This is a genomic window from Qipengyuania sp. BR81-2, from assembly GCF_055693895.1.
This window is the reverse complement of record NZ_CM146344.1, coordinates 208185-228270: the sequence shown is the minus strand read 5'-3', so window position 1 is coordinate 228270 and position 20086 is coordinate 208185. Positions and strand designations below refer to the sequence as shown.

Here is a 20086-nt window from a genome sequence, read left to right as displayed (position 1 = left end):
GCGATCCGGCCCGTTAGGGCTGCGTCATGGCGTTTCGCACGATCATTGCCGACCCGATGCTGCGCCTGCTCGTGGCGGCGGTCGTGCTTGCTGCGATCCTGCCCATTCCCGCGGCGCAATCGGCCAGCGCGCAGACCATCGCCAATGTCGGCATCTTCGTGCTCTTCCTGCTCAACGGAATGCGGGTTTCGCGCTGGGAGATCGGGCGCGGCCTGCTCAACTGGCGCTTCATCCTGCCGATGGTGCTGTGGGTCTTCGGAGCCATGGCGCTTGCAGGCTTGGGCCTGAGCAAGTTGCTGGCAATAGGCCTGCCACCCTTGGTGGCGGTCGGCTTCCTGTACCTCGGAGTGCTGCCGTCTACGGTCCAGTCGGCGACTTCGTACACGACGCTGGCAGACGGCAATGTGGGGCTATCGGTTATCTCGGCGGCGCTGCTCAACATCCTCGGAGTCTTCGTGTCGGTGCCGATCTTCCTCCTGCTTGGCGGCACGGGTGAGGGAGCGGTAGGAATGGAGACGATCGAGCGGATCGCGCTGATCCTGCTCCTGCCGTTCGTGATCGGACAGCTGGTGCAGGGATGGACCAGCGAATGGGTGGCCCGGCACAAGTCGCGGGTGGTCTGGCTTGACCGGCTGGTCATTGCCCTGGCCGTCTACGTCGCATTCTCGGGTGCCGTAGAGCAGGGGATCTGGGGCAAGATCGATCCTGCCGCATGGGGGATGCTTGCCCTCGGAATTGCACTGTTCCTTGCGGTCGGTAACGCGGGGGCATGGCTGGCATCGGGAGCGCTGCGCTTGCCGAGGCGTGACCGGATCGCCTTCCTCTTCGCAGGCGCGCAGAAGAGTGCCGCGGTCGGGGTGCCGCTCGCTACGATCCTGTTCGCGCGCGAGGAGGCAGGGTTCATCGTCCTGCCGCTATTGCTGTATCACTTCTTCCAGCTCGTGCTGGCCGCACCGCTCGCTAGTCGGCTGTCGTCACCGCATCCTCAGGATGGCGGCGATTATGCCGCACCGACCACCAGAAGCTGAGACCGATCAGCACCGCGCCTAGCAGGCCCGTAATCGTTTCCGGAATGTGCCAGCGCGCCGATAGCAGCATGATGATGCCGAGCACGATGATCGCCCAGAAAGCGCCATGCTCGAGATAGCGATACTGCGCCAAAGTGCCTGTGCGTACGAGATGGATTGTCATCGAGCGTACGAACATCGCCCCGACCGAGAGGCCGAGAGCGATGATGACCATGTTGTTGGACAGGGCGAAGGCGCCGATCACGCCGTCGAAGCTGAAACTCGCATCGAGCACCTCGAGGTAGAGAAAGCCGCCAAGTCCCGACTTCACGATCTCGCCGGCTGCCTTCTTGCGGGCTTCGCGCGCTTCGATGATTGCCGCGATGGCGTGGACCGCAATGAAGGTCACGAGGCCGAGGATGGCAGCGGTCAGGAAAGTGATCGCGTCCTCGGGAGCAAGCATCGTGGAAACGCCGTAGACGAGGCCGAGGACCAGCCCGATCTCTACGGCGGGCACAGTCGAGAACTTGTTGATCGTGCGTTCGAGCGCCGCGATCCAGTGGACGTCCTTGTCCTCCTCGAAGAAGAAGGTGAGACCCACCATCGCCAGGAAGGCACCGCCGAAACCGGCGATGCCGATATGTGCGCCCGAGACGATCCGCTCGTATTCGGCCGGGTCGTTCAGCGAAAGCGAGATGGCCTCCATCGGGCCGACCTGCGCGGCGATGGACACGATCGCGATGGGAAAAACGATCCGCATGCCGAATACGGCGATAAGGATACCGATGGTCAGGAAGCGCTGCTGCCACACCGGGTCCATGTCCCGCAGCACTGTCGCATTCACGACGGCATTGTCGAAGCTCAGCGAGACCTCGAGGATCGACAGGACCAGAACGATCCACAGGATGCCGAGCGTCGCGGTGATCGAACCGGTGCTGCTCCAGCCGTACCAGCCGGCCAGCACGAAGCAGACCGCTGTGAAGGCGAGCGAAAAGGTATAGTACTGGCGGATGGTTTCCATGGAGCGGGGCTTCCTCAGCCCTTGGGCTGGTAGGTCTGGTCTGCGGTCGGGAAGCTGCGCGCGCGCACTTCCTCGGCATATTGGGCGACGGTCTTTTCGATGACCTCGGCGATATTCTCGTACTTCTTCACGAAGCGGGGCACGCGCTCGAACATGCCGAGCATGTCCTCGGTGACAAGCACCTGCCCGTCGCATTGAGCAGATGCGCCGATACCGATCGTGGGGCAGGAAACCGCTTTGGTTGCCTCAATCGCGATGGGTTCTAGGACACCTTCGAGCACGATTGCGAAGGCTCCGGCTTCGTCGAGCGCCTTTGCATCTCCTACGATCTTCTCCGCCTCGGCATCGCTGCGTCCGCGCGCCATGTAGCCGCCAAGGACGTTCACCGCCTGCGGGGTCAGGCCGACATGGCCCATGACAGGGATACCGCGCTGGTTTAGGAAGGAAACGGTCTCGGCCATCTGCTCGCCGCCCTCGAGTTTCACTGCGGCCGCGCCGCTTTCCTTGAGCAAGCGCGAGGCGCTTTCGAAGGCTTGTTCCTTCGAGGCCTCGTATGAGCCGAACGGCATATCGACGACTACGACCGAGTGATAGCTTCCGCGCACGACTGCGGCGGCGTGGTTTGCCATCATGTCGAGCGTCACTGGAATGGTGGAGGGCAGGCCGTAGATAACCTGTCCGAGCGAATCCCCGACCAGCAGCATGTCGCAATGCGCGTCGAGCAACTGCGCCTGCCGCGCGGTGTATGCGGTGAGCATCACCAGCGGGTCTTTTGTCTCGCCATCCGTCTTGTGCGCGCGGATTTTGGGCACCGTCAGCCGCTTCATCGGCTGGGGTGTGGGATTGGCCCGGCTGGTGCTCGTATCGAGCTTGAATGTAGTCGACATGCGCAGCGCCCTAGCAAGTGCTGTCGACAGTTGGAAGCAAGGCTTGGACAGTGGCGGAATTCCGTGCTTTAAGCCCCGCCACAGGTGCGATGCGAGAGGGCGCGTCGCGGACGGAGAGGAATTACACGACAATGGTCGCTGCCGGTAAAACCACGGGCGAGGGCTGGTCCTCGCGTACTGCATTCATTCTCGCGGCGGTCGGCGCCGCAGTGGGCCTTGGAAATATCTGGCGTTTTCCGACGCTTGCAGGTGAAAGCGGGGGCGGCGCCTTCGTTATCTTCTACATCGGTTGCGTGTTCCTGCTCGGCCTTCCGCTGGTTCTCTCCGAAATCTTCATCGGACGCGTGGGCCAGACCGACGCTGTCGGCTCGATCCGCAAGGTTGCGCAGGATCTGAAAGCTTCGCCCAGCTGGTCCATTTTCGGCGGCATAGGCGCTATTGCGGCGTTCCTCATCGTCTCCTTTTATTCGGTCGTTGCCGGTTGGGTTCTCTATTACGCAGGCGTGATGGGCTGGGACCTCCTGCAAGCCATCATGGCCGGCGATCCTTTCCGTGGGGCGCTCGCAGGAGAAAACGAGGCGCAAATCCAGCAGCGGCTGAGCGACATGTTCGCCAATCCCGGCCTGCTTCTCACCATGCATCTCGGCTTCATGGGGCTGACGCTCTTCATCGTCGCGCGCGGCGTCAGCTCGGGTATCGAGAAGGCGGCAACTTATCTCATGCCTGCCTTTTTCGTGCTGCTCGTGGGCCTTGTGGTCTACGGCGCGATCGAGGGCGATATCGGCGATGCCGTCGCATTCCTCTTCACGCCCGACTGGTCGAAGCTGACGCCTCAGGTGATGAACTCGGCGCTCGGACAGGCGCTGTTCTCGCTTTCGCTCGGTGTGGCTGGCCTCATCACCTACGGCTCCTACATCAAGGAAAAGAGCAACCTCGGCGGCACCGCGGCGATGATCGCCGTGGCCGACACCAGCGTGGCACTGCTCGCCGGCTTGATGATCTTCCCGATCGTGCTGGCCGTCGGCCTCGACCCGGCTGCCGGCCCGACGCTGGTATTCCAGACGCTGCCGTTCGCTTTCCAGACAATGCCTGCAGGCGCGCTGTTCGGCTTCCTGTTCTTCGTGCTGATCCTGGTCGCAGCGATCACCAGCTCGATCTCGCTGCTCGAGGTGCCTACCGCATGGGGCATCGGCGAGCGCGGCTGGAGCCGTCACAAGTCGGCGCTGATCTTCGGTGTCGGAGCCTTCGCGATCGGCATCCTGTGCCTGCTGGGCTACAATGTCCTTTCGGACGTCCGCCCGCTCGGCTTCTGGTCGCTCTTCGAGAATACCGACATCCTCGACACGATCGACGGCTTCACCGGCAAGGTCATGCTGCCGGTCGGCGCGCTGCTGACCTCGATATTCATCGGGTGGAAGGCTGACGCCAATCTGCTGCGGACTGTTACCGGTCTTTCGCCCTGGGCCTTCAGCCTGTGGCGTTTCCTGATCGCGTGGCTCTGCCCGATCGCCGTCTCCATCATCCTGGTGACCGGCCTCTTCCCGTCCATCCTGGGCGAGTAACGAACAAAAAGGGCCGCTCCGGCAAGGAGCGGCCCTTCGCGACTCTGATTGTCGTTATTGGGTCGTCTTAGAGATCGACCGATTCCACGTGGCGTTCTTCCGCTTCATCGTGGACATTCATTCCGAGCGCCATCTTGGCCGTGTTCAGTACGCCAAGGTCGCCGCTCCAGATTTCGGCATCGCCGAGGTCCATGCGCAGGAAGAGGATGTTGGGGTCGTCCCGTCCACCTTCGTACCAGGCTTCGACGAAGTTGTTCCAGAACTGGTCGAAACGTTCGTTGCTGTTTTCGACCGACAGTCGGCCGTCGAAACGGGCGAACATGTCGTGGTCCTTGCCGGCGAAGCTTGCGGTGACTTTACCCAGCTTGGCGAAGGTCGAGTTCTTGTGTGTGAAGAACCAGATCGCGCTGTCGGCGTCCTTGTCGAGCTGCGCGGTCATCGGCACGGCAGTGTCCGACTGACCCTTGAGTTCGAGGAACACAAAGGGCGAGATCGGAAAGCGCCAGCCAGAACTTCTTCTTGAGCGCGTCGGGGTTGCCATCGGCATATTTCATTTGAGTACCTCTTTCGAACTGCGTTTGCCCGATCAACGGCTTGCTTGCCGCGCATGTTCCGCTCCATGCGCCGGAGCGAGGCTGCGAAAGGATGAATTGCGAGATCCTCCCAGATTGGAACATAATGGGAACAAGCGAGTCGTTCCTGCATGTCCCACACCGATCTCTCCACCCTGCCGACCACGGCTTTCGAAGATGTCGCCACGCTGTCCGCGCGGCGCAGTGCACGCTGGCGCCCGGGGCTGGCGAAGGTGCAGGGCAAGGCGCTCCATAGCGAGGTTTTCGCGACTTCGCGCGAGGCGGCAGGTGCGGGCGCTGCGCTTGCCCTGGCGCTCGACGACTGGCGCAACACACCGCGCGGAGAAGGGCAGGAGAGCGAGGACCGGCGCAGCATCCTGTGGGTGCAGACACGCGATGCGGCAAGGCTTACGGGCAGGCCCTATCGCGCCGGGCTTCCGGCGGAACTTCAGACGCGCGTGATCCATGTGCTGGCGGACAAGCCCGAAGACGCGCTCTTCGCGCTTGAGGAGGGGCTGCGCTGCCGCGAGCTGGCCTTCGTCATCGGTGAAGTGGCGGGCAATGCCAAGGCACTCGACTTTACTGCCTCGCGCCGGCTGACGCTGACCGCGCAGAAGCACGGCGTGCCGCTGTTCATGGTGCGGGTGGATGCAGCGCGCGACCTGTCCTCGGCACGGATGCGCTGGGATGTCACCTCGGCGCCTTCCGCCGCTCCCGAATGGAATGCGCAGGCACCGGGCAATCCGGCATGGAAGGCAGAGCTCTTCCGTGCGCGCAGCCACGCGCCGGGCGAATGGCTCTTGTCGGAGAAGGGCGGAGAGCTTGCCGCGAGCAAGGCACGCGGTGAAGCGGATCGGGCAGTGGCGAACTGGACAGCGGGGCTGCAGCATCGTCGCACGCCCCGCCGCGCGTGACCGAGCATGCGGCGGACCTTTCACGGCCGCCGCCGTCCCAGTTCCGCCGTATTCTCTCGATCTGGCTGCCCGCCATGGCGATGGACCGCTGGCGACAGGGCGCGCCTGAACGCCGCAAGCTCGACGAAACACCGCTCGTCCTGATCGCCGACACCGCGCATGGGCCGCGGATCGAGGCGACCAACCGCGCTGCCGCTGCGGCAGGCGCGCGCAAGGGCATGATGCTGGCCGATGCACGCACGCTTTGCCCCGAGATCGCGACCGCGCCATACGATCCCGCTGGCGACCTGGCCTTCCTCGAGAAGCTCGCCGTCTGGGCGCAGCGCTGGGGGCCGTGGTCGGCGATGGACGCGCCCGACGGCTTGCTGGTCGATGTCACGGCCGTGCCGCACCTTTTCGGCGGTGAGCAGGGGCTGGTCGCCGATGTCGCCGCCGCCTTTGCGCGGCGCGAGCTCAATGTGCGCTGTGCCATTGCCCCGACGGCAGGCGCGGCATGGGCGCTGTCGCATTATGCGGCCCCCGGCATGATCCTTGGCGGTGACGAAGATGCCGAAGCACGGCTGGGCGAGCTTCCCGTCGCTGCGCTGAGGCTGGACCAGGATGTCATCACCGTGCTGCGCCGCCTCGGTCTCAAGAAGCTGGGCGAACTCACCACGATTGGCCGCGATGCAATCCAGCGGCGTTTCCGCAATCGCAAGTCGCCCGCCGCCAACCCGCTGATCCGCCTCGACCAGCTGCTCGGCCGCGTGCCCGAACCCCTACTGCCCGTGGTCCCGCAGCAAATGCCGCTCGTGCAGCGCCGCCTGCTCGAGCCCATCCGCCACCGGCAATTGCTCGACCAGGTGGTGGAGGATCTCGCCGAGGACATGGCCCGCGAACTCGAAAGCAGGGGTGAGGGGGCTCGCAGGCTCGAACTGGGGCTGTGGCGCGTCGATGGCGAGGTTGCGGTGCGCCGCCTCGAACTGGCAGCCGCCACGCGCGAGGCAGGCCATATCGTGCGGCTTTTCGCTGCCAAGCTCGATGATATCGACGCGGGTTTCGGGATCGAGATGCTGCGGCTGCGCGCCAGCTGGGCCGAACCGCTCGCGCTCGACCAGGGCGATATCGAGGCTGCGGCGGAGAACCACGGCATCGCGCTTTCGGCACTGGTCGACCGGCTGAGCGTGCGTTTGGGGGAGGGGGCAGTCAGCCGCCCAGTTCCCTTCGCCAGCCATATCCCGGAACGGGCGCAGCGCTGGCAGAAACCGCTGGAGCCCGAGGCTGCGAGCCAAGGTCAGCTGGCCTTCCACAAGCGCCCGCTCAAGCTGCTCGACAAGGCCGAGAGGATCGCGGTGCTCTACGCAACGCCCGATGGTTATCCCCAGCGCTTCCGCTGGCGCGGTGAGGTACACGAGGTCGCGCGCGTCGAGGGGCCTGAGCGTATTGCACCCGAGTGGTGGCGCGAGCGCGGGGCGACGCGGCTACGCGACTACTACCGGATCGAGGACCAGCGCGGGCGGCGCTACTGGATCTACCGGCTCGGCATTGTCGGGGACGGGCGCGGCGGTGCGCCCGATTGGTACCTGCAGGGATTATGCGCCTGACGCGGTAATTACTCGGAGCTCGATACCAGCGAGGCACGGCGTCCGCGCCTTGCGACAGGGATATTGCCGAAATTCGCGACCGGACCGTTCTGGACCTCGATCGCGTGCGCGGTGTCGTCGACTACGCTTATGGGAATATTGCGTTCGAAAAGGAGGCCGCAGCTGTTCTCGTTCGCCCAGACGATCTTCCCGAAGAATTCGTGGCCTTTCCAAGAGAGAAGGCCGGATACCCCTTCGCTGGGAGGATTGTCGGTATCGAAACGTGCGCCAGCTTCGGAAAGGTCCGACAGACGGCCTTCGCGGTCGCCGCCGAGCATCTTGAGCCTGGCGGGACAATCGACCTTGTATCGCTGGGCCGAACGCCGGTCGGGCTGGGAACTCGGAAGTTTCTGGAAAAGCGCCACGAACAAACCCCTGTTGTTGTCGCGCCCACATTCACCCACGTTGGTTAAGGCTGGACTTCCAAGCAGCCTTAGCGGGATTTTAACCACGGGGACCGGCAGCATTGGCCGGTCCCCGTGGAAAGATCCGATTACTCGGAAGGCGCCACGAGCAGGCGCGAGCCGAGCGGCTGCAGCGAGCGTGCGGACGGGCCGAGATTGGCTTCCATCGCAGCGATCTGCTCTGCGCTGGCGGTGAGCACAGTGTTGGCCACGTGCCAGTTCACACCTTCGCTGCACGGCGGCGTGGTAAGCGAGCCCATGTAGCGATAAACGTCCGAACCGGTCGGTACCATGTCGTTGATGTCGAACTCTACCGTTGCGCCTTTGCCTTCGCCGACACCTTCGACGATTTCCGACAGGGCGGAATTGGCGGCACCTTCTTCGTACATCACGCCGAGCACGCCGAGTTCGCCTTCATCGGTCGCGTGGACGAAGTGGGCGACGAGCGGGTAGCGCTTGCCCGAGACTGCGTGCTCGGAAGGCGTGTGGAAGTGCACCTGGAGGAGGTTGAACTCCTTGCCGCCCGAATTCATTCCGAAGCCGGCAGGGAAGTTCACCTGCACCTTCTCGGTGCCGAGATCGATCGTGCCGGTGCTGTTGCCGAAATTGGTGGTCAGCTCGACATCGCCGCGGGCGTTGGCTGCACCGAGGTCGATCGGCGACTGGTTGAGGCCGGCATCGCAGATTGCGTAATCGGTATTGATGGTGGACCAGCGCTCGGGCGTGACACCGTCACCGAAATTCCAGTCCTTTTCCTGTGCCGATGCGGGCACCACGGCAAGGCTTGCTAGCGCGAGATAAACGAGGGGCTTCATGTATGTCTCCTGTTGAGGGGGAGACCTACTGCCGGTCCGCAACTGCGGCGGCGAAGCCTCCAAATAAGAAAGGCGGACCGAACCGGCCCGCCTTTCAAAGATTCAGCTTAGTTCGCGCTGTAGGGCAGCGAACTATGGTGAAGGACAATGTCCAGTTCACCGTCATCGCCGCGCTCGTAGGCGAAGGAGTACTCTACCTTTGTCTCGTTGCCGTCGGTTCCGGTGAAGTAGTAGTTGCCCATGGCAACGGCCATGTCGCCGCTCTCGGAGATCACGGTGCCGTTGTTTTCCCAGCGAACCGCGGTGTAGGGCGCGATGGCGAAGCCGCCGTCTTCGGTGCCCTCGGTGCCGACGAAGTAGCTCAGGGCCTCCTCGTTGCTCTCGCGGAACTGGTCTTCAGCAGCCAGGGTCGGCTTGAAGAGGATCGTCTGGCCATCGCCATAAGCGTAGTGGGTCGCGATGTGTTCCTGTGCGCGAGCGCGATAGTCACCTTCTTCGGTGAAGGTGTTGCCGATCGCGACAATGCCTTCGCCCCAGGCTTGCTGGGCAGCTTCGACTTCTGCTGCGGTGATCGGCGCAGCTGCCGTCGTGTCGCCATCGGTAGTGGTGGCGGTGGTGGTATCACTTGCTGTTTCACCACAGGCTGCCAGGACAAGAGCACTGGCTGCGACTGCTGGGACGGTGAAAAATTTCGACATTCTGTTACCCTTCCGTAGATATTCCGCACTCTTCGTGAGTGCATGCGAGGGCACAGATTCTCATGCCCCTCTAAATACGTCCGACATCACGTGCACTGGAATGCGCACGTCAGAGGGGCCCGGTCCGTGCCGCTACTACGCGAAAGGCAGGATTGGGTTCCCGCAGGGCCCATGTCTTTTGATATTGGCGAATCCTAGGTTGGAACGTATAGTGAACAAATGGCCGCGCAGACTGTCCTCCAGAAGCTCGAAATCCTCGCCGATGCGGCGAAATACGATGCTTCCTGCGCGTCGTCCGGGACGGCGAAGAAGAACAGCCTGGGCGGGAAGGGCATCGGCTCGACCGAGGGAATGGGCATCTGCCACGCCTATGCGCCCGATGGCCGGTGTATCTCGCTGCTCAAGATACTGCTGACCAACCACTGCATTTTCGACTGCCATTACTGCGTCAACCGCAAGAGCTCGAACGTGGCGCGGGCGCGCTTCAGCCCTCAGGAAGTGGTCGACCTCACGCTCGCCTTCTACCGGCGCAATTATATCGAGGGGTTGTTCCTGTCCTCGGGCATCGTGAAGAGCTCTAACCACACGATGGAGCAGATCGTCGAGGTCGCGCGGATCCTACGCGAGGAGCATGATTTTCGTGGCTACATTCATCTGAAGACCATCCCCGAGGCGGACCCGGAAATCGTCCATCAGGCGGGGCTTTATGCCGACCGTGTTTCCATCAATGTCGAACTGCCGACCGACAGCGGCCTTACCCGCCTCGCGCCCGACAAGGACGCGCGCCAGATCGAAGGTGCGATGGGCAAGGTGAAGGCCGACCTCGTCGAGGCAAAGGATGCAAGGAAGCGTTTCAAGCACGCCCCGCGTTTCGCGCCCGCCGGCCAGTCGACGCAGATGATCGTCGGTGCCGATGCCGCGACCGATGCCGATATCGTGGGCAAGGCGAGCCGGCTCTACGACAATTTTCGCCTGCGCCGCGTCTATTACAGCGCCTTCTCGCCCATTCCCGATGCGAGCGCGGTGCTGCCGCTGAAGCGCCCGCCGTTGATCCGCGAACACCGGCTCTATCAGTCCGACTGGCTGATGCGCTTTTATGGCTACAAGCCTGCCGACGTGATGCAGGCGACCGAGGCGGACGGGAATTTGCCGCTCGATATCGACCCGAAGCTCGCATGGGCGCTGAAATTCCGCGAGGCCTTTCCGGTCGATGTGAACCGTGCGAGCAAGGAGCAATTGCTGCGCGTCCCCGGCCTCGGCGTGAAGGCGGTGGGCAAGATTCTGGCGAGCCGTCGCCACCGCGCGCTGCGGCTCGACGACGTGGCGCTGCTCACCCAGTCGATCACCAAGGTGCGGCCCTTCATCGTGACCGTCGACTGGCGCCCCATCACGCTGACCGACCGCGCGGACCTGCGCAGCTTGCTCGCGCCCAAGTCCGAGCAGCTGGAGCTGTTCGCCGCATGACCGCACTCCAGCACGTCAAACTCGGCACCTATTACGTGGTGCATTTGCCCGAAGCCGACGACTTCGATTTCTGGCGCGAGCGGGCGCGCGCGCTCGTCCAGTGCGATGTACCGCCCGACCGTATAGCCTGGGTGGAGCCGGGCGGTAGCGGCGACCTGTTCGCTCACGGGGAACGGCGCATGCCCGTGCCGCCGATGGACGCAAGGCCGGTGCGCGCCAACCGTCGCTTCGTGAGTCTTGCGAGGAACGCTATCCTCCATTCCGATCCCGAGCGGTTCGCGCTGCTCTACCGCCTGCTGTGGCGGCTGCAGTCCAATCCACGCATGATGGAGGACAAGGCCGACCTCGACGTGCGCCGCGTGGAAGAGCTCGACAAGAACGTCCGACGCGACAGCCACAAAATGCACGCCTTCGTTCGCTTCCGGCTGGTCGAGAGTGAGGACGAGCAGGTGGGCGAGCATTACGTCGCCTGGTTCGAACCCGAGCACCATATCCTGCGCGCCAATGCGGGCTTCTTCATGCGGCGTTTTTCCAACATGCGCTGGTCGATCCTGACCCCGCGCGGAAGCCTGCATTGGGATACGAAGACCATGTCCGAAGGCCCTCCGGCAGAGCGCAGTGATGCGCCCGGCGGCGACCCGATGGAGGACCTCTGGCGCAGCTATTACGCCTCCATCTTCAATCCCGCGCGGCTGAAAGTCGGCGCAATGCTGAAGGAGATGCCGAAGAAATACTGGAAGAACATGCCAGAGGCCGCGCTCATTCCCGACCTCATCGCGGGCGCGCAAGGGCGCGAGGCGAAGATGGTCGAGAAGGGCGCGCTGGAGTTCGAGGAGCGGCCGGAGACGCTCAAGGCGATCGACAGGGCGATTCATGGCTGCCGCAAGTGCCCCATCGGCCAACTCGATAACCACGCCGTCATGGGGGAGGGACCGCAGGATGCCGCGCTCATGATTGTCGGCGAACAGCCCGGCGACCAGGAAGATTTGGCAGGCCGCCCCTTCGTGGGTCCGGCAGGGCAACTGCTTGATGCGCATCTGGAGAAGGTCGGCATCGACCGCCGTGCGGCCTATGTCACCAATGCGGTGAAGCATTTCAAATATGTCCAGCGCGGCAAGCGGCGGCTCCACCAGAACCCGGGGGCGAAGGAGATCGACACCTGCCGCTGGTGGATCGAGAGCGAGCGCGCGATCGTGCAGCCGAAACTGGTGCTCGCCATGGGGGCCAGTGCGGCGCGCAGTCTGCTCGGCAAGACGGTGAGCATCTCCAAGGTTCGCGGCGCGCCCATTCCGCTGGAGGATGGCAGCGAGCTTTGGGTCACCGCGCATCCCTCCTATCTCCTCCGTCTCGATGGCCCCGCGCGCGAGGAGCAGGCGCGGCTGTTCGATGCCGATCTCGCCGCGGTGAGGGAGCGGCTGGAGGACCTCACGTGACATGCCCGAGAACGACCTCCAGATACCCAAGCGCACCATCGAGCTCGATCCTGCCGGCATAGACGCCCCGGCGCGCGCGCCCTTCGTCGAACTCGGCCTCGTTTCCTGTTTCAGCTTCCTGCGCGGCGCGTCGGATGCGGTGGACCTCGTGCTGCAGGCGCGCGCGCTGGGCTATGACGCGATCGGGATCGCCGATGCCAACACCATGGCGGGCGTGGTGCGCGTGCATACCGAGGCCAAGACGCTCAAGCTGAAGCCCTGCATCGGCTGCCGGATCGAGACGGTCGAGGGACTGGCCTTCCTCGCCTATCCCAAGAGCCGCAAGGCCTATGGCCGCATCTGCCGCCTGATCTCTGCCGGACGCATGCGCACGCTGTCGGGCGAGTGGCAGGAGAAGGGAGAGTGCGACATCTCGCTTCCCATGCTCGCACGGCATAGCGAGGGTGTGCAGCTGATCCTCGTGCCGCCGCGCGACCTCGCGTGCGAATTCACGGTCCCGGCATGGGCGAGCAATGTCGTGGGGATCGGCGGCGAGAAGGTGCAGGAACTGGTCGCCGCACCCTTCGAAGATATCGTGCCGCAACTCGCCGCAGGGCTGCCCACCATGCGCCATATCGCCGCGGCGTTTCTCTACACCGACAGCGACGTTGCGCGGATCGAGCGGCTGGATACGCTCGCTAAGACGAACGGCCTCTCCATCCTCGCCACCAACAATGTGCATTACGCCACGCCCGACAAGCGTCCGCTACAGGATGTGATGACCGCGATCCGCCACAAGACCATCGTGGCGCGCGCAGGGCACCTGCTCCACGGCAATGCCGAGCGCTACCTCAAGCCGCCCGAGACCATGTGCCGCCTGTTCGAGCGCTGGCCGCATGCCATTTCCGCTGCACGCGAGGTGGCCGATGCCTGCGACTTCAGCCTCGACGAGCTGAAATACGAGTACCCGGAAGAACTCTATCCCGGTGGCGCCGAACCGCAGGACTATCTCGAGAGCGAGACATGGAAGGGGGCCGAGTGGCGTTACCCCGCAGGCATTCCCGACAGCGTGCGCGAGACGCTGCACAAGGAACTGGCGCTGATCGGCAAGATGGATCTCGCGCGCTATTTCCTGACCATCAAGGACATCGTCGATTTTGCGCGCAACAAGGTCGACCCGCCGATCCTGTGCCAAGGGCGCGGTAGCGCTGCGAATTCAGCCGTCTGCTATTGCCTTGGTATCACTAGTGTCGACCCGGCGCAGCACCAGCTCCTGTTCGACCGCTTCATCTCCGAAGACCGCAAGGAGCCGCCCGATATCGACGTCGATTTCGAGCATGAGCGGCGCGAGGAGGTGATCCAGTATCTCTACCGCAAGTACGGCCGCCACCGCGCCGGGCTATGCGCCACGGTGATCCACTACCGCCCGCGCATGGCGATCCGCGAGGTGGGCAAGGCGATGGGGCTGACCGAGGATGTCACCGCCGCGCTTGCCAAGACGGTGTGGGGCGGATGGGGCCGCGAGATCAGCGAGCAGCATGCCGCCGAAACGGGCATGGACGTGAGCGATCCTCATTTGAAGCGTGTTCTGAAACTGACCGAGCAAATGATTGGAATGCCGCGCCATTTGTCGCAGCACGTCGGTGGGTTCATCCTCACCGAAGGCGCGCTGACCGAGACGGTGCCGGTGGGCAATGGCGCCATGCCCGATCGCAGTTTCATCGAGTGGGACAAGGACGATATCGAGGCGCTCGGCATCCTCAAGGTCGACGTGCTGGCGCTTGGCATGCTGACCTGCATCAAGAAATGCCTCGACCTGCTCGACGACCATCACGGGCGCACGCTGACCCTCGCATCGGTCCCGCGCGAGGACCCGGAAACCTATGCCATGCTGCGCGCCGGCGACTCGCTGGGTGTCTTCCAGGTCGAAAGCCGCGCGCAGATGAATATGCTGCCCCGCCTGCGCCCGCGCGAGTTCTACGATCTCGTGATCCAGGTCGCCATTGTGCGCCCCGGCCCGATCCAGGGCGACATGGTGCATCCCTATCTCAAGCGCCGACGCGGGGCGGAGCCGGTGGTGATCCCCGCACCATCGCCGCAGCACGGGCCGCCGGACGAGCTGTCGAGCATTCTCGAGCGCACGCTGGGCGTTCCGATCTTCCAGGAGCAGGCGATGAAGATCGCGCTCGATGCGGCGAAGTTCTCTTCCAAGGAAGCGAACCGGCTCAGGAAGGCCATGGCTACCTTCCGCAGCCGTGGCATGGTCGACGAGCTTCAGGACATGATGGTCGAGCGCATGGTTACGCGCGGTTACGACCGCGACTTCGCGCAGCGATGCTTCAACCAGATCCGTGGCTTCGGCGAGTACGGCTTTCCCGAAAGCCACGCGGCGAGCTTCGCGCATCTCGTCTACGTGTCGAGCTGGCTCAAGTGCCACTTCCCCGCCGCCTTCGCCTGCGCTCTGCTCAATTCGCAGCCCATGGGCTTCTACGCGCCCGCCCAGATCGTGCGCGATGCGGCCGAACACGGGGTGCGCGTGCTGCCGGCGGATGTGAACCTCTCGCAGTGGGATTGCACGCTGGAGGAGGTCGGCAAGGGCGGGGCGGACCATGGCGACAGCGGGCGTCTCGACAAGCATATCGCGCTGCGGCTCGGCCTGCGCCAGATCGACGGACTGCCCGAGGCGGTTGCCGCGCAGTTGATCGCCGAGCGCGAGGAGAATGGCGCCTACGGGGATGTCCGCGCCCTGCGCGACCGCGCGCGGATCGGGCCCGCGCATGTCGAGCGGCTCGCCAGTGCCGATGCCTTCGGGTCGATGAGCCTCACCCGCAGGCAGGCGCTGTGGGATGCGCGCAGCCTTGTCGGGGGGCCTGACCTGCCGCTCTTCGCCGCCGCTGCCGCGCGCGACGAGGGGGCGGAGAAGCAGGTCACGCAGCTGCCGCAGATGCCGCTCTCCGAGGAAGTCGTGGCCGATTACCAGACCACGCGTCTCAGCCTGAAGGCGCATCCGATGGCTTTCCTTCGCGCCAGTTTGGCCGAGCGCGGCTTTGTGCGCGCCTGCGACCTTCGCGCCCGCAAGTTCCGGAGCATGGTCCATGTCGCGGGCGTGGTGCTGATCCGCCAGCGACCGGGCAGTGCAAAGGGCGTGTGCTTCATCACGCTGGAGGACGAGACCGGCGTCATCAACCTTGTCGTCTGGCCGGACCTCAAGGAAAAACAGCGCCGCGTGGTCATGGGATCACGCCTGATGGAGGTGAGGGGCCGCGTCGAATATGACGACGAAGTGATCCATGTGATTGCCCAGCACATGACCGATGCGACAGGCGAGCTGCACAAGCTCTCCGACGACATGCTCAACGCCCCGCTCGCGCGTGCCGACCATGTCAGCAATCCGCTACCCGACAAGTTCAATCCGCGCGACAATCTGCGCGAGGGTGCAGACGATCCCTACCAGCCTGTGGAGCCGTGGCAGGAGCCGCCGCCGGGCAATCGCGAATGCGGCTGGCATCAGGGTCATCCGCGCGACGTGCGCATCATCCCGAAATCGCGCGACTTCCACTGACACTCGCGTTAGGGGCGCGGCGATGTTCGATCCGGAACGCCTCATTGCCTTTGCCTGGGTAACCGCGCTCACCAGCATCGTGCCGGGCCCCTCCATGATGTTCGTCATGGGGCAGGCGATCTGGCGCGGACCGCGCGCCGGATGGGCCGCGCTGATGGGCATGCAGATCGGCTATATCGTCTGGTGGATCGCCGCCGCGCTTGGCCTTGCCACGCTGGCCTCGGCCTATCCCGTAGCCTTCAAGGGGCTCGCAGTAGCAGGAGTGCTCTATCTTGCATGGCTGGGCGTGCAGGCAATCCGGCACTCGTTTCATGCGGGCGAGGATGAGGCAGACCAACCAAAACGCAAGCTTTCGACCAACGCCTTTCGCGACGGAATTGCCGTTGCGATCGGGAATCCGAAGTCGCTGATATACGTCGTGGCGATCATCCCGCCATTCGTCGATCCGGCCGGTTCAATCGGGTGGCAAATCGCCATTCTTGCAGCCATCGCGCTGATCATCGACCTGCTCATCGGATGGCTCTACATCGCTGCGGGCAAGCAGATGGCCCGGGCAATGGAGCGCGCCGCCACGCGTCGCTGGATCGATCGGGGCATCGGGATCGTATTCATCCTGATCGCCCTGTTTATCGCGATCGATCTTTACGGGACGCAGCTGTGAACTTCACCATATCGCGCCGGATCGGCAAGTTCGTCTTCGACCGGCGGATGGTGGCGTTACTTGTCGTGCTGGGATTGCTCGTCGCGGGGCGTAGCTGGCTTGCCGATCACCCCGAGCATAACCCTTGGGCACCGCTGGATCTGGAACACCCGAGCGGCTGGGCGACCGAGCGCAAGCTGCTCGCCCTGCGCAACGATATCCCTGCGTGCCGCGCCGTGCTTGAACGCAGCGATGTCGCCTTCAACGCATTGGACCCGGTCGGCGAGGGCGAATGCAGGCGGGACGACCGCACACAGCTTGCAGCCTACCCGCTGAGCCCCGACACGCCCGCCACGACCTGTCCGGTCGCAGTGGCCATGGAGTTGTGGAAGCGCGACAGCCTCGACCCCGTCGCCGAGGAGATCTTCGGAAGCCGTATAGAGCGCATCGAGCATTTGGGGGCTTACTCGTGCCGCCGGATGTACGGCCGCGATGAAGGGCGGTGGAGCGAACATGCGACTGCAAATGCGCTCGATATCGGCGGCTTCTTCCTCGAGGACGGCACGAGGATTTCCGTGCTGGGCGACTGGCCAGGTGAGGGCGATAAGCAGCGCTTCCTGCGCGAAGCGAGGGACGGGGCATGCACGGTCTTCGCAACCGTGCTTTCACCCGATTACAACGCCGCGCACGCCGACCATTTCCACTTCGACATGGATGATCGCTGGACCAGCGTCTGCCGCTGATCAGCGGAAGAGATTCTCCACGTCGCGAGGCATTCGCGCATCGTCGATTGGGACGAACGAGACGCTGCCGAAATCACCGAGATAGGCCTGTCCGGCTTCGTCGACAGCGTGAACACGGTCGTAGTGGGTATCATCGGACGGTACGAAAACCTTTGCCCCTAGGCCTTCGGGAATGCCGCTCAACCGGCCCTGCTTTACCTGGGCCGCAGCCACGATGCCGCGACCGGTGAGATCGAAGTTCCGCGGATAATGCAGGTAATTTACTGCGAAGAGAATATGCGCCTCGGTCAAACCTTGGGGCCAGTCGATCGAGAAGATACGTCCTGGACCTTCGACGACCCGCGGCTCTTCGATGTCATACATCGCCGTGAAGTCGGCAAAGATCGCGCGCAATTCGGGGCCTGACCAACCGTGTGATCTCAGGGTGAATTGGTCTCCGGGGACCAGTTCAACTGTTTGGTCCTGCACAGGCCTGTGCTTATTCAGGGCATCGCCAGCCCAGAGCGCGCCGCCGAAGAAGAGGGCGCCAATCACTATGGCCAGGATTGCGCCCATGTAGTGTCGTCAGGCTGCCTCGAGCGAGTATCCGGCGCTGCGCACGGTGCGGACAGGGTCTCTGGCGCCTTCCAGCTCGATCGCCTTGCGCAGGCGGCGAATGTGCACGTCGACTGTGCGCAGTTCGATGTCACTCTCGGTACCCCAGACGCCGTCGAGCAGCTGGTTGCGGCTGAATACGCGGCCGGGGCTTTCCATTAGGAATTTCAGGAGGCGATACTCGGTCGGGCCCAGCTTCATCGGCTGGCCACGCCGCGTGACCTTGTGCGCAACGGGATCGAGCTTGAGATCGCCGACCTCGATCGCTTCACCGGCAAGGACCGGGCGGATGCGGCGCATCACCGCGGCAACGCGTGCGAGCAGTTCGCGCGGCGAGAACGGCTTGGTGAGGTAATCGTCCGCGCCTGTCTCGAGCCCGCGAATGCGATCATCCTCGGCCTCACGTGCCGTCAGCATGATGATCGGGACATGTGCGGTGGACTTTTCACGGCGGAGACGGCGGCAGACCTCGATTCCGCTGGTGCCCTCGATCATCCAGTCGAGGATGACGAGATCGGGCACTTCCTCCGAGGCGAGGAGCAGTGCCTCGTCGCCATCCGCAGTCGCACGGACGTCATAGCCCTCGTTGGTGAAACGATACTCGAGAAGTTCGGAGAGGGAGGGATCGTCCTCCACCAGAAGTAGCTTGCCTGCCTGCACTTTCGCGCCTTCCTGCTTTGTGTTCGCCACGGCAGTATGACCCTCAAGCTACAGTAATGTGTCAGCCGTCCTCGTCGGGCGGATAAGTGCCCGTCGCGGCGAAGTGCACCATTTCGGCAACATTGGTTGCATGGTCGCCGATGCGTTCGAGGTTGCGGGCCACGAACAGCAGCTGGGCAGCGCTGGAGATCGTCGCGGGGCTTTCGACCATGTGGCTGACGAGGTTGCGGAAGATCGAGTTATAGAAGGCGTCGACCTTCTCGTCGGCCGCGATGACTTCCTTGGCCAGTTCGGGATCGCGCGCAGCGTAAGCGGTCAGCACGTCGTGGACCATCTCGCTGGCGACTTCGGCCATGGCGGGCAGGAGCGTGAGCGGTTCGAACTGCTTGCGGTTGTCGCCGATCTCGCGGCTCGCCTTGGCGATGTTCTTCGAATAGTCGCCGATCCGCTCGACCACGCCTGCGATCTTGAGTGCCGCGATGACTTCGCGAAGGTCGTCGGCCATGGGAGCGCGCAGCGCGATGATGCGTACGGCAAGCTTGTCGATCTCGCTTTCGAGCGCATCAATCTTCTTGTCGCCCTTGACCACTTTCTTGGCGAGCGCGTCGTCACCCTTCACGAGGGCGTCGAGCGATTCCTGGATGGCCACCTCGGCGAGCCCGCCCATTTCCGCGATGAGGCCGCGCAGGCGAGTGATGTCTTCGTCGAAGGCTTTTACGGTATGTTCGTTCATGTTCTCAAAGCCTTATCCGTAGCGACCAGTAATGTAATCCTGGGTGCGCTGTTCGATCGGATTGGTAAATATGTCAGATGTGCGACCATATTCCACCATCTTTCCGAGGTGGAAGAACGCGGTGCGCTGGCTGACGCGCGCGGCCTGCTGCATCGAGTGGGTGACGATGACGATCGCATAGCGACCGTTGAGTTCGTCGATCAATTCCTCGATCTTCGCGGTCGCGATGGGGTCGAGAGCCGAGCAAGGCTCGTCCATAAGGATCACTTCCGGATCGACCGCGATGGCGCGAGCGATGCACAGGCGCTGCTGCTGGCCGCCCGACAGCGCGGTTCCGCTGTCCTGTAGGCGATCCTTCACCTCCTCCCACAGGCCGGCGCGGCGAAGCGACTTCTCGACGACCGCATCGAGCTCGTCCTTGCCTTCGGCGAGGCCATGGATTTTCGGACCGTAGGCGATGTTCTCGTATATCGACTTCGGGAAGGGATTGGGCTTCTGGAACACCATGCCGACACGTGCGCGAAGCTGAACCACATCGAGGCTCGGACTGTGAATGTCTTCGCCGTCGAGCATGATCGTGCCTTCGACACGGGCCGAGGGGATCGTGTCGTTCATGCGGTTCAATGAACGCAGGAAGGTCGACTTGCCGCAGCCCGAGGGGCCGATGAACGCAGTGACGTATTCGGTCGGGATATCGATCGACACGTTGTCGATCGCCTTCTTGTCTCCGTAGAATACGGAGACGTCCCGCGCACTCATCTTGGCGTCGGTGTTCT

General features: G+C 63.7%; 19 protein-coding genes. 9 read left to right on the top strand and 10 right to left on the bottom strand.

The window, feature by feature from the left end; translation table 11 throughout:
- Positions 1-26 precede the first annotated feature (26 nt).
- Entirely contained in the window at positions 27-1028 is a 1002-nt protein-coding gene (locus ACZ1G8_RS01160) for a bile acid:sodium symporter family protein (protein WP_472680025.1), read from the top strand.
- Here the strand turns inward: ACZ1G8_RS01160 and ACZ1G8_RS01155 are convergent.
- Positions 961-2028: a DUF475 domain-containing protein gene (locus ACZ1G8_RS01155; protein WP_472680024.1), complete on the bottom strand. Its 1068-nt coding sequence runs from the start codon at positions 2026-2028 to the stop codon at positions 961-963. The two genes, ACZ1G8_RS01160 and ACZ1G8_RS01155, sit on opposite strands and share 68 nt — an antisense overlap.
- 14 nt (positions 2029-2042) lie before the next feature.
- Positions 2043-2915, bottom strand: coding sequence for a 3-methyl-2-oxobutanoate hydroxymethyltransferase (gene panB / locus ACZ1G8_RS01150; RefSeq protein WP_472680023.1), 873 nt, complete (start codon positions 2913-2915; stop codon positions 2043-2045).
- A gap of 131 nt (positions 2916-3046) precedes the next feature.
- Here panB and ACZ1G8_RS01145 point away from each other — a divergent pair, with 131 nt between their 5' ends.
- Positions 3047-4477 (top strand): sodium-dependent transporter, encoded by a 1431-nt coding sequence (locus tag ACZ1G8_RS01145; protein WP_472680022.1) that lies wholly within the window; start codon positions 3047-3049, stop codon positions 4475-4477.
- A gap of 67 nt (positions 4478-4544) precedes the next feature.
- Here the strand turns inward: ACZ1G8_RS01145 and ACZ1G8_RS01140 are convergent, their stop codons facing one another.
- Positions 4545-4958, bottom strand: coding sequence for a pyridoxamine 5'-phosphate oxidase family protein (locus ACZ1G8_RS01140; protein ID WP_472680021.1), 414 nt, complete (start codon positions 4956-4958; stop codon positions 4545-4547).
- 222 nt (positions 4959-5180) lie between these two features.
- On the opposite strand from ACZ1G8_RS01140, the gene ACZ1G8_RS01135 reads away from it, so the two are divergent.
- Positions 5181-5963 (top strand): hypothetical protein, encoded by a 783-nt coding sequence (locus tag ACZ1G8_RS01135; protein ID WP_472680020.1) that lies wholly within the window; start codon positions 5181-5183, stop codon positions 5961-5963.
- A 74-nt stretch (positions 5964-6037) separates the two neighbouring features.
- Positions 6038-7546, top strand: coding sequence for a DUF6504 family protein (locus tag ACZ1G8_RS01130; RefSeq protein WP_472681285.1), 1509 nt, complete (start codon positions 6038-6040; stop codon positions 7544-7546).
- Positions 7547-7554: 8 nt separating this feature from the next.
- On the opposite strand, the gene ACZ1G8_RS01125 is transcribed toward ACZ1G8_RS01130, so the two are convergent.
- The 3 genes from ACZ1G8_RS01125 to ACZ1G8_RS01115 form a co-directional block, all read right to left on the bottom strand.
- Positions 7555-7950, bottom strand: a complete 396-nt coding sequence (locus tag ACZ1G8_RS01125; protein WP_472680019.1) for a PilZ domain-containing protein — start codon at positions 7948-7950, stop codon at positions 7555-7557.
- 128 nt (positions 7951-8078) lie between these two features.
- Positions 8079-8804 carry a carbonic anhydrase gene (locus tag ACZ1G8_RS01120; protein ID WP_472680018.1) on the bottom strand — a complete coding sequence of 242 codons (726 nt, stop codon included), beginning with the start codon at positions 8802-8804 and terminating at the stop codon, positions 8079-8081.
- Between the two features lie 107 nt (positions 8805-8911).
- The gene (locus ACZ1G8_RS01115) at positions 8912-9502 is read right to left on the bottom strand and encodes a phosphoribosyl-AMP cyclohydrolase (protein ID WP_472680017.1); all 591 of its coding nucleotides are present in this window, start codon (positions 9500-9502) and stop codon (positions 8912-8914) included.
- Between the two features lie 219 nt (positions 9503-9721).
- Here ACZ1G8_RS01115 and ACZ1G8_RS01110 point away from each other — a divergent pair, with 219 nt between their 5' ends.
- From ACZ1G8_RS01110 to ACZ1G8_RS01090, 5 genes are read left to right on the top strand one after another with little or no spacing between them, the layout of a single operon-like run.
- The gene (locus ACZ1G8_RS01110) at positions 9722-10966 is read left to right on the top strand and encodes a putative DNA modification/repair radical SAM protein (RefSeq protein ID WP_472680016.1); all 1245 of its coding nucleotides are present in this window, start codon (positions 9722-9724) and stop codon (positions 10964-10966) included.
- Entirely contained in the window at positions 10963-12399 is a 1437-nt protein-coding gene (locus ACZ1G8_RS01105) for a UdgX family uracil-DNA binding protein (RefSeq protein WP_472680015.1), read from the top strand. The genes ACZ1G8_RS01110 and ACZ1G8_RS01105 overlap by 4 nt, the downstream gene beginning before the upstream one ends.
- A 1-nt stretch (position 12400) precedes the next feature.
- Entirely contained in the window at positions 12401-15940 is a 3540-nt protein-coding gene (locus ACZ1G8_RS01100) for an error-prone DNA polymerase (protein ID WP_472680014.1), read from the top strand.
- A gap of 22 nt (positions 15941-15962) precedes the next feature.
- Positions 15963-16601 (top strand): LysE family translocator, encoded by a 639-nt coding sequence (locus ACZ1G8_RS01095; RefSeq protein WP_472680013.1) that lies wholly within the window; start codon positions 15963-15965, stop codon positions 16599-16601.
- A complete protein-coding gene (locus tag ACZ1G8_RS01090) occupies positions 16598-17323 on the top strand; it encodes an extensin-like domain-containing protein (protein ID WP_472680012.1) in 726 nt (241 codons plus the stop codon). The genes ACZ1G8_RS01095 and ACZ1G8_RS01090 overlap by 4 nt, the downstream gene beginning before the upstream one ends.
- Here ACZ1G8_RS01090 and ACZ1G8_RS01085 read toward each other — a convergent pair whose 3' ends face one another.
- The 4 genes from ACZ1G8_RS01085 to pstB form a co-directional block, all read right to left on the bottom strand.
- Positions 17324-17878 carry a hypothetical protein gene (locus ACZ1G8_RS01085; RefSeq protein ID WP_472680011.1) on the bottom strand — a complete coding sequence of 185 codons (555 nt, stop codon included), beginning with the start codon at positions 17876-17878 and terminating at the stop codon, positions 17324-17326.
- 9 nt (positions 17879-17887) lie between these two features.
- Positions 17888-18577 (bottom strand): phosphate regulon transcriptional regulator PhoB, encoded by a 690-nt coding sequence (gene phoB, locus ACZ1G8_RS01080; RefSeq protein ID WP_472681284.1) that lies wholly within the window; start codon positions 18575-18577, stop codon positions 17888-17890.
- A 61-nt stretch (positions 18578-18638) separates the two neighbouring features.
- Positions 18639-19310, bottom strand: coding sequence for a phosphate signaling complex protein PhoU (phoU, locus tag ACZ1G8_RS01075; protein WP_221428170.1), 672 nt, complete (start codon positions 19308-19310; stop codon positions 18639-18641).
- Positions 19311-19322: 12 nt separating this feature from the next.
- Positions 19323-20069: a phosphate ABC transporter ATP-binding protein PstB gene (gene pstB / locus ACZ1G8_RS01070; protein WP_247712680.1), complete on the bottom strand. Its 747-nt coding sequence runs from the start codon at positions 20067-20069 to the stop codon at positions 19323-19325.
- Positions 20070-20086 lie beyond the last annotated feature (17 nt).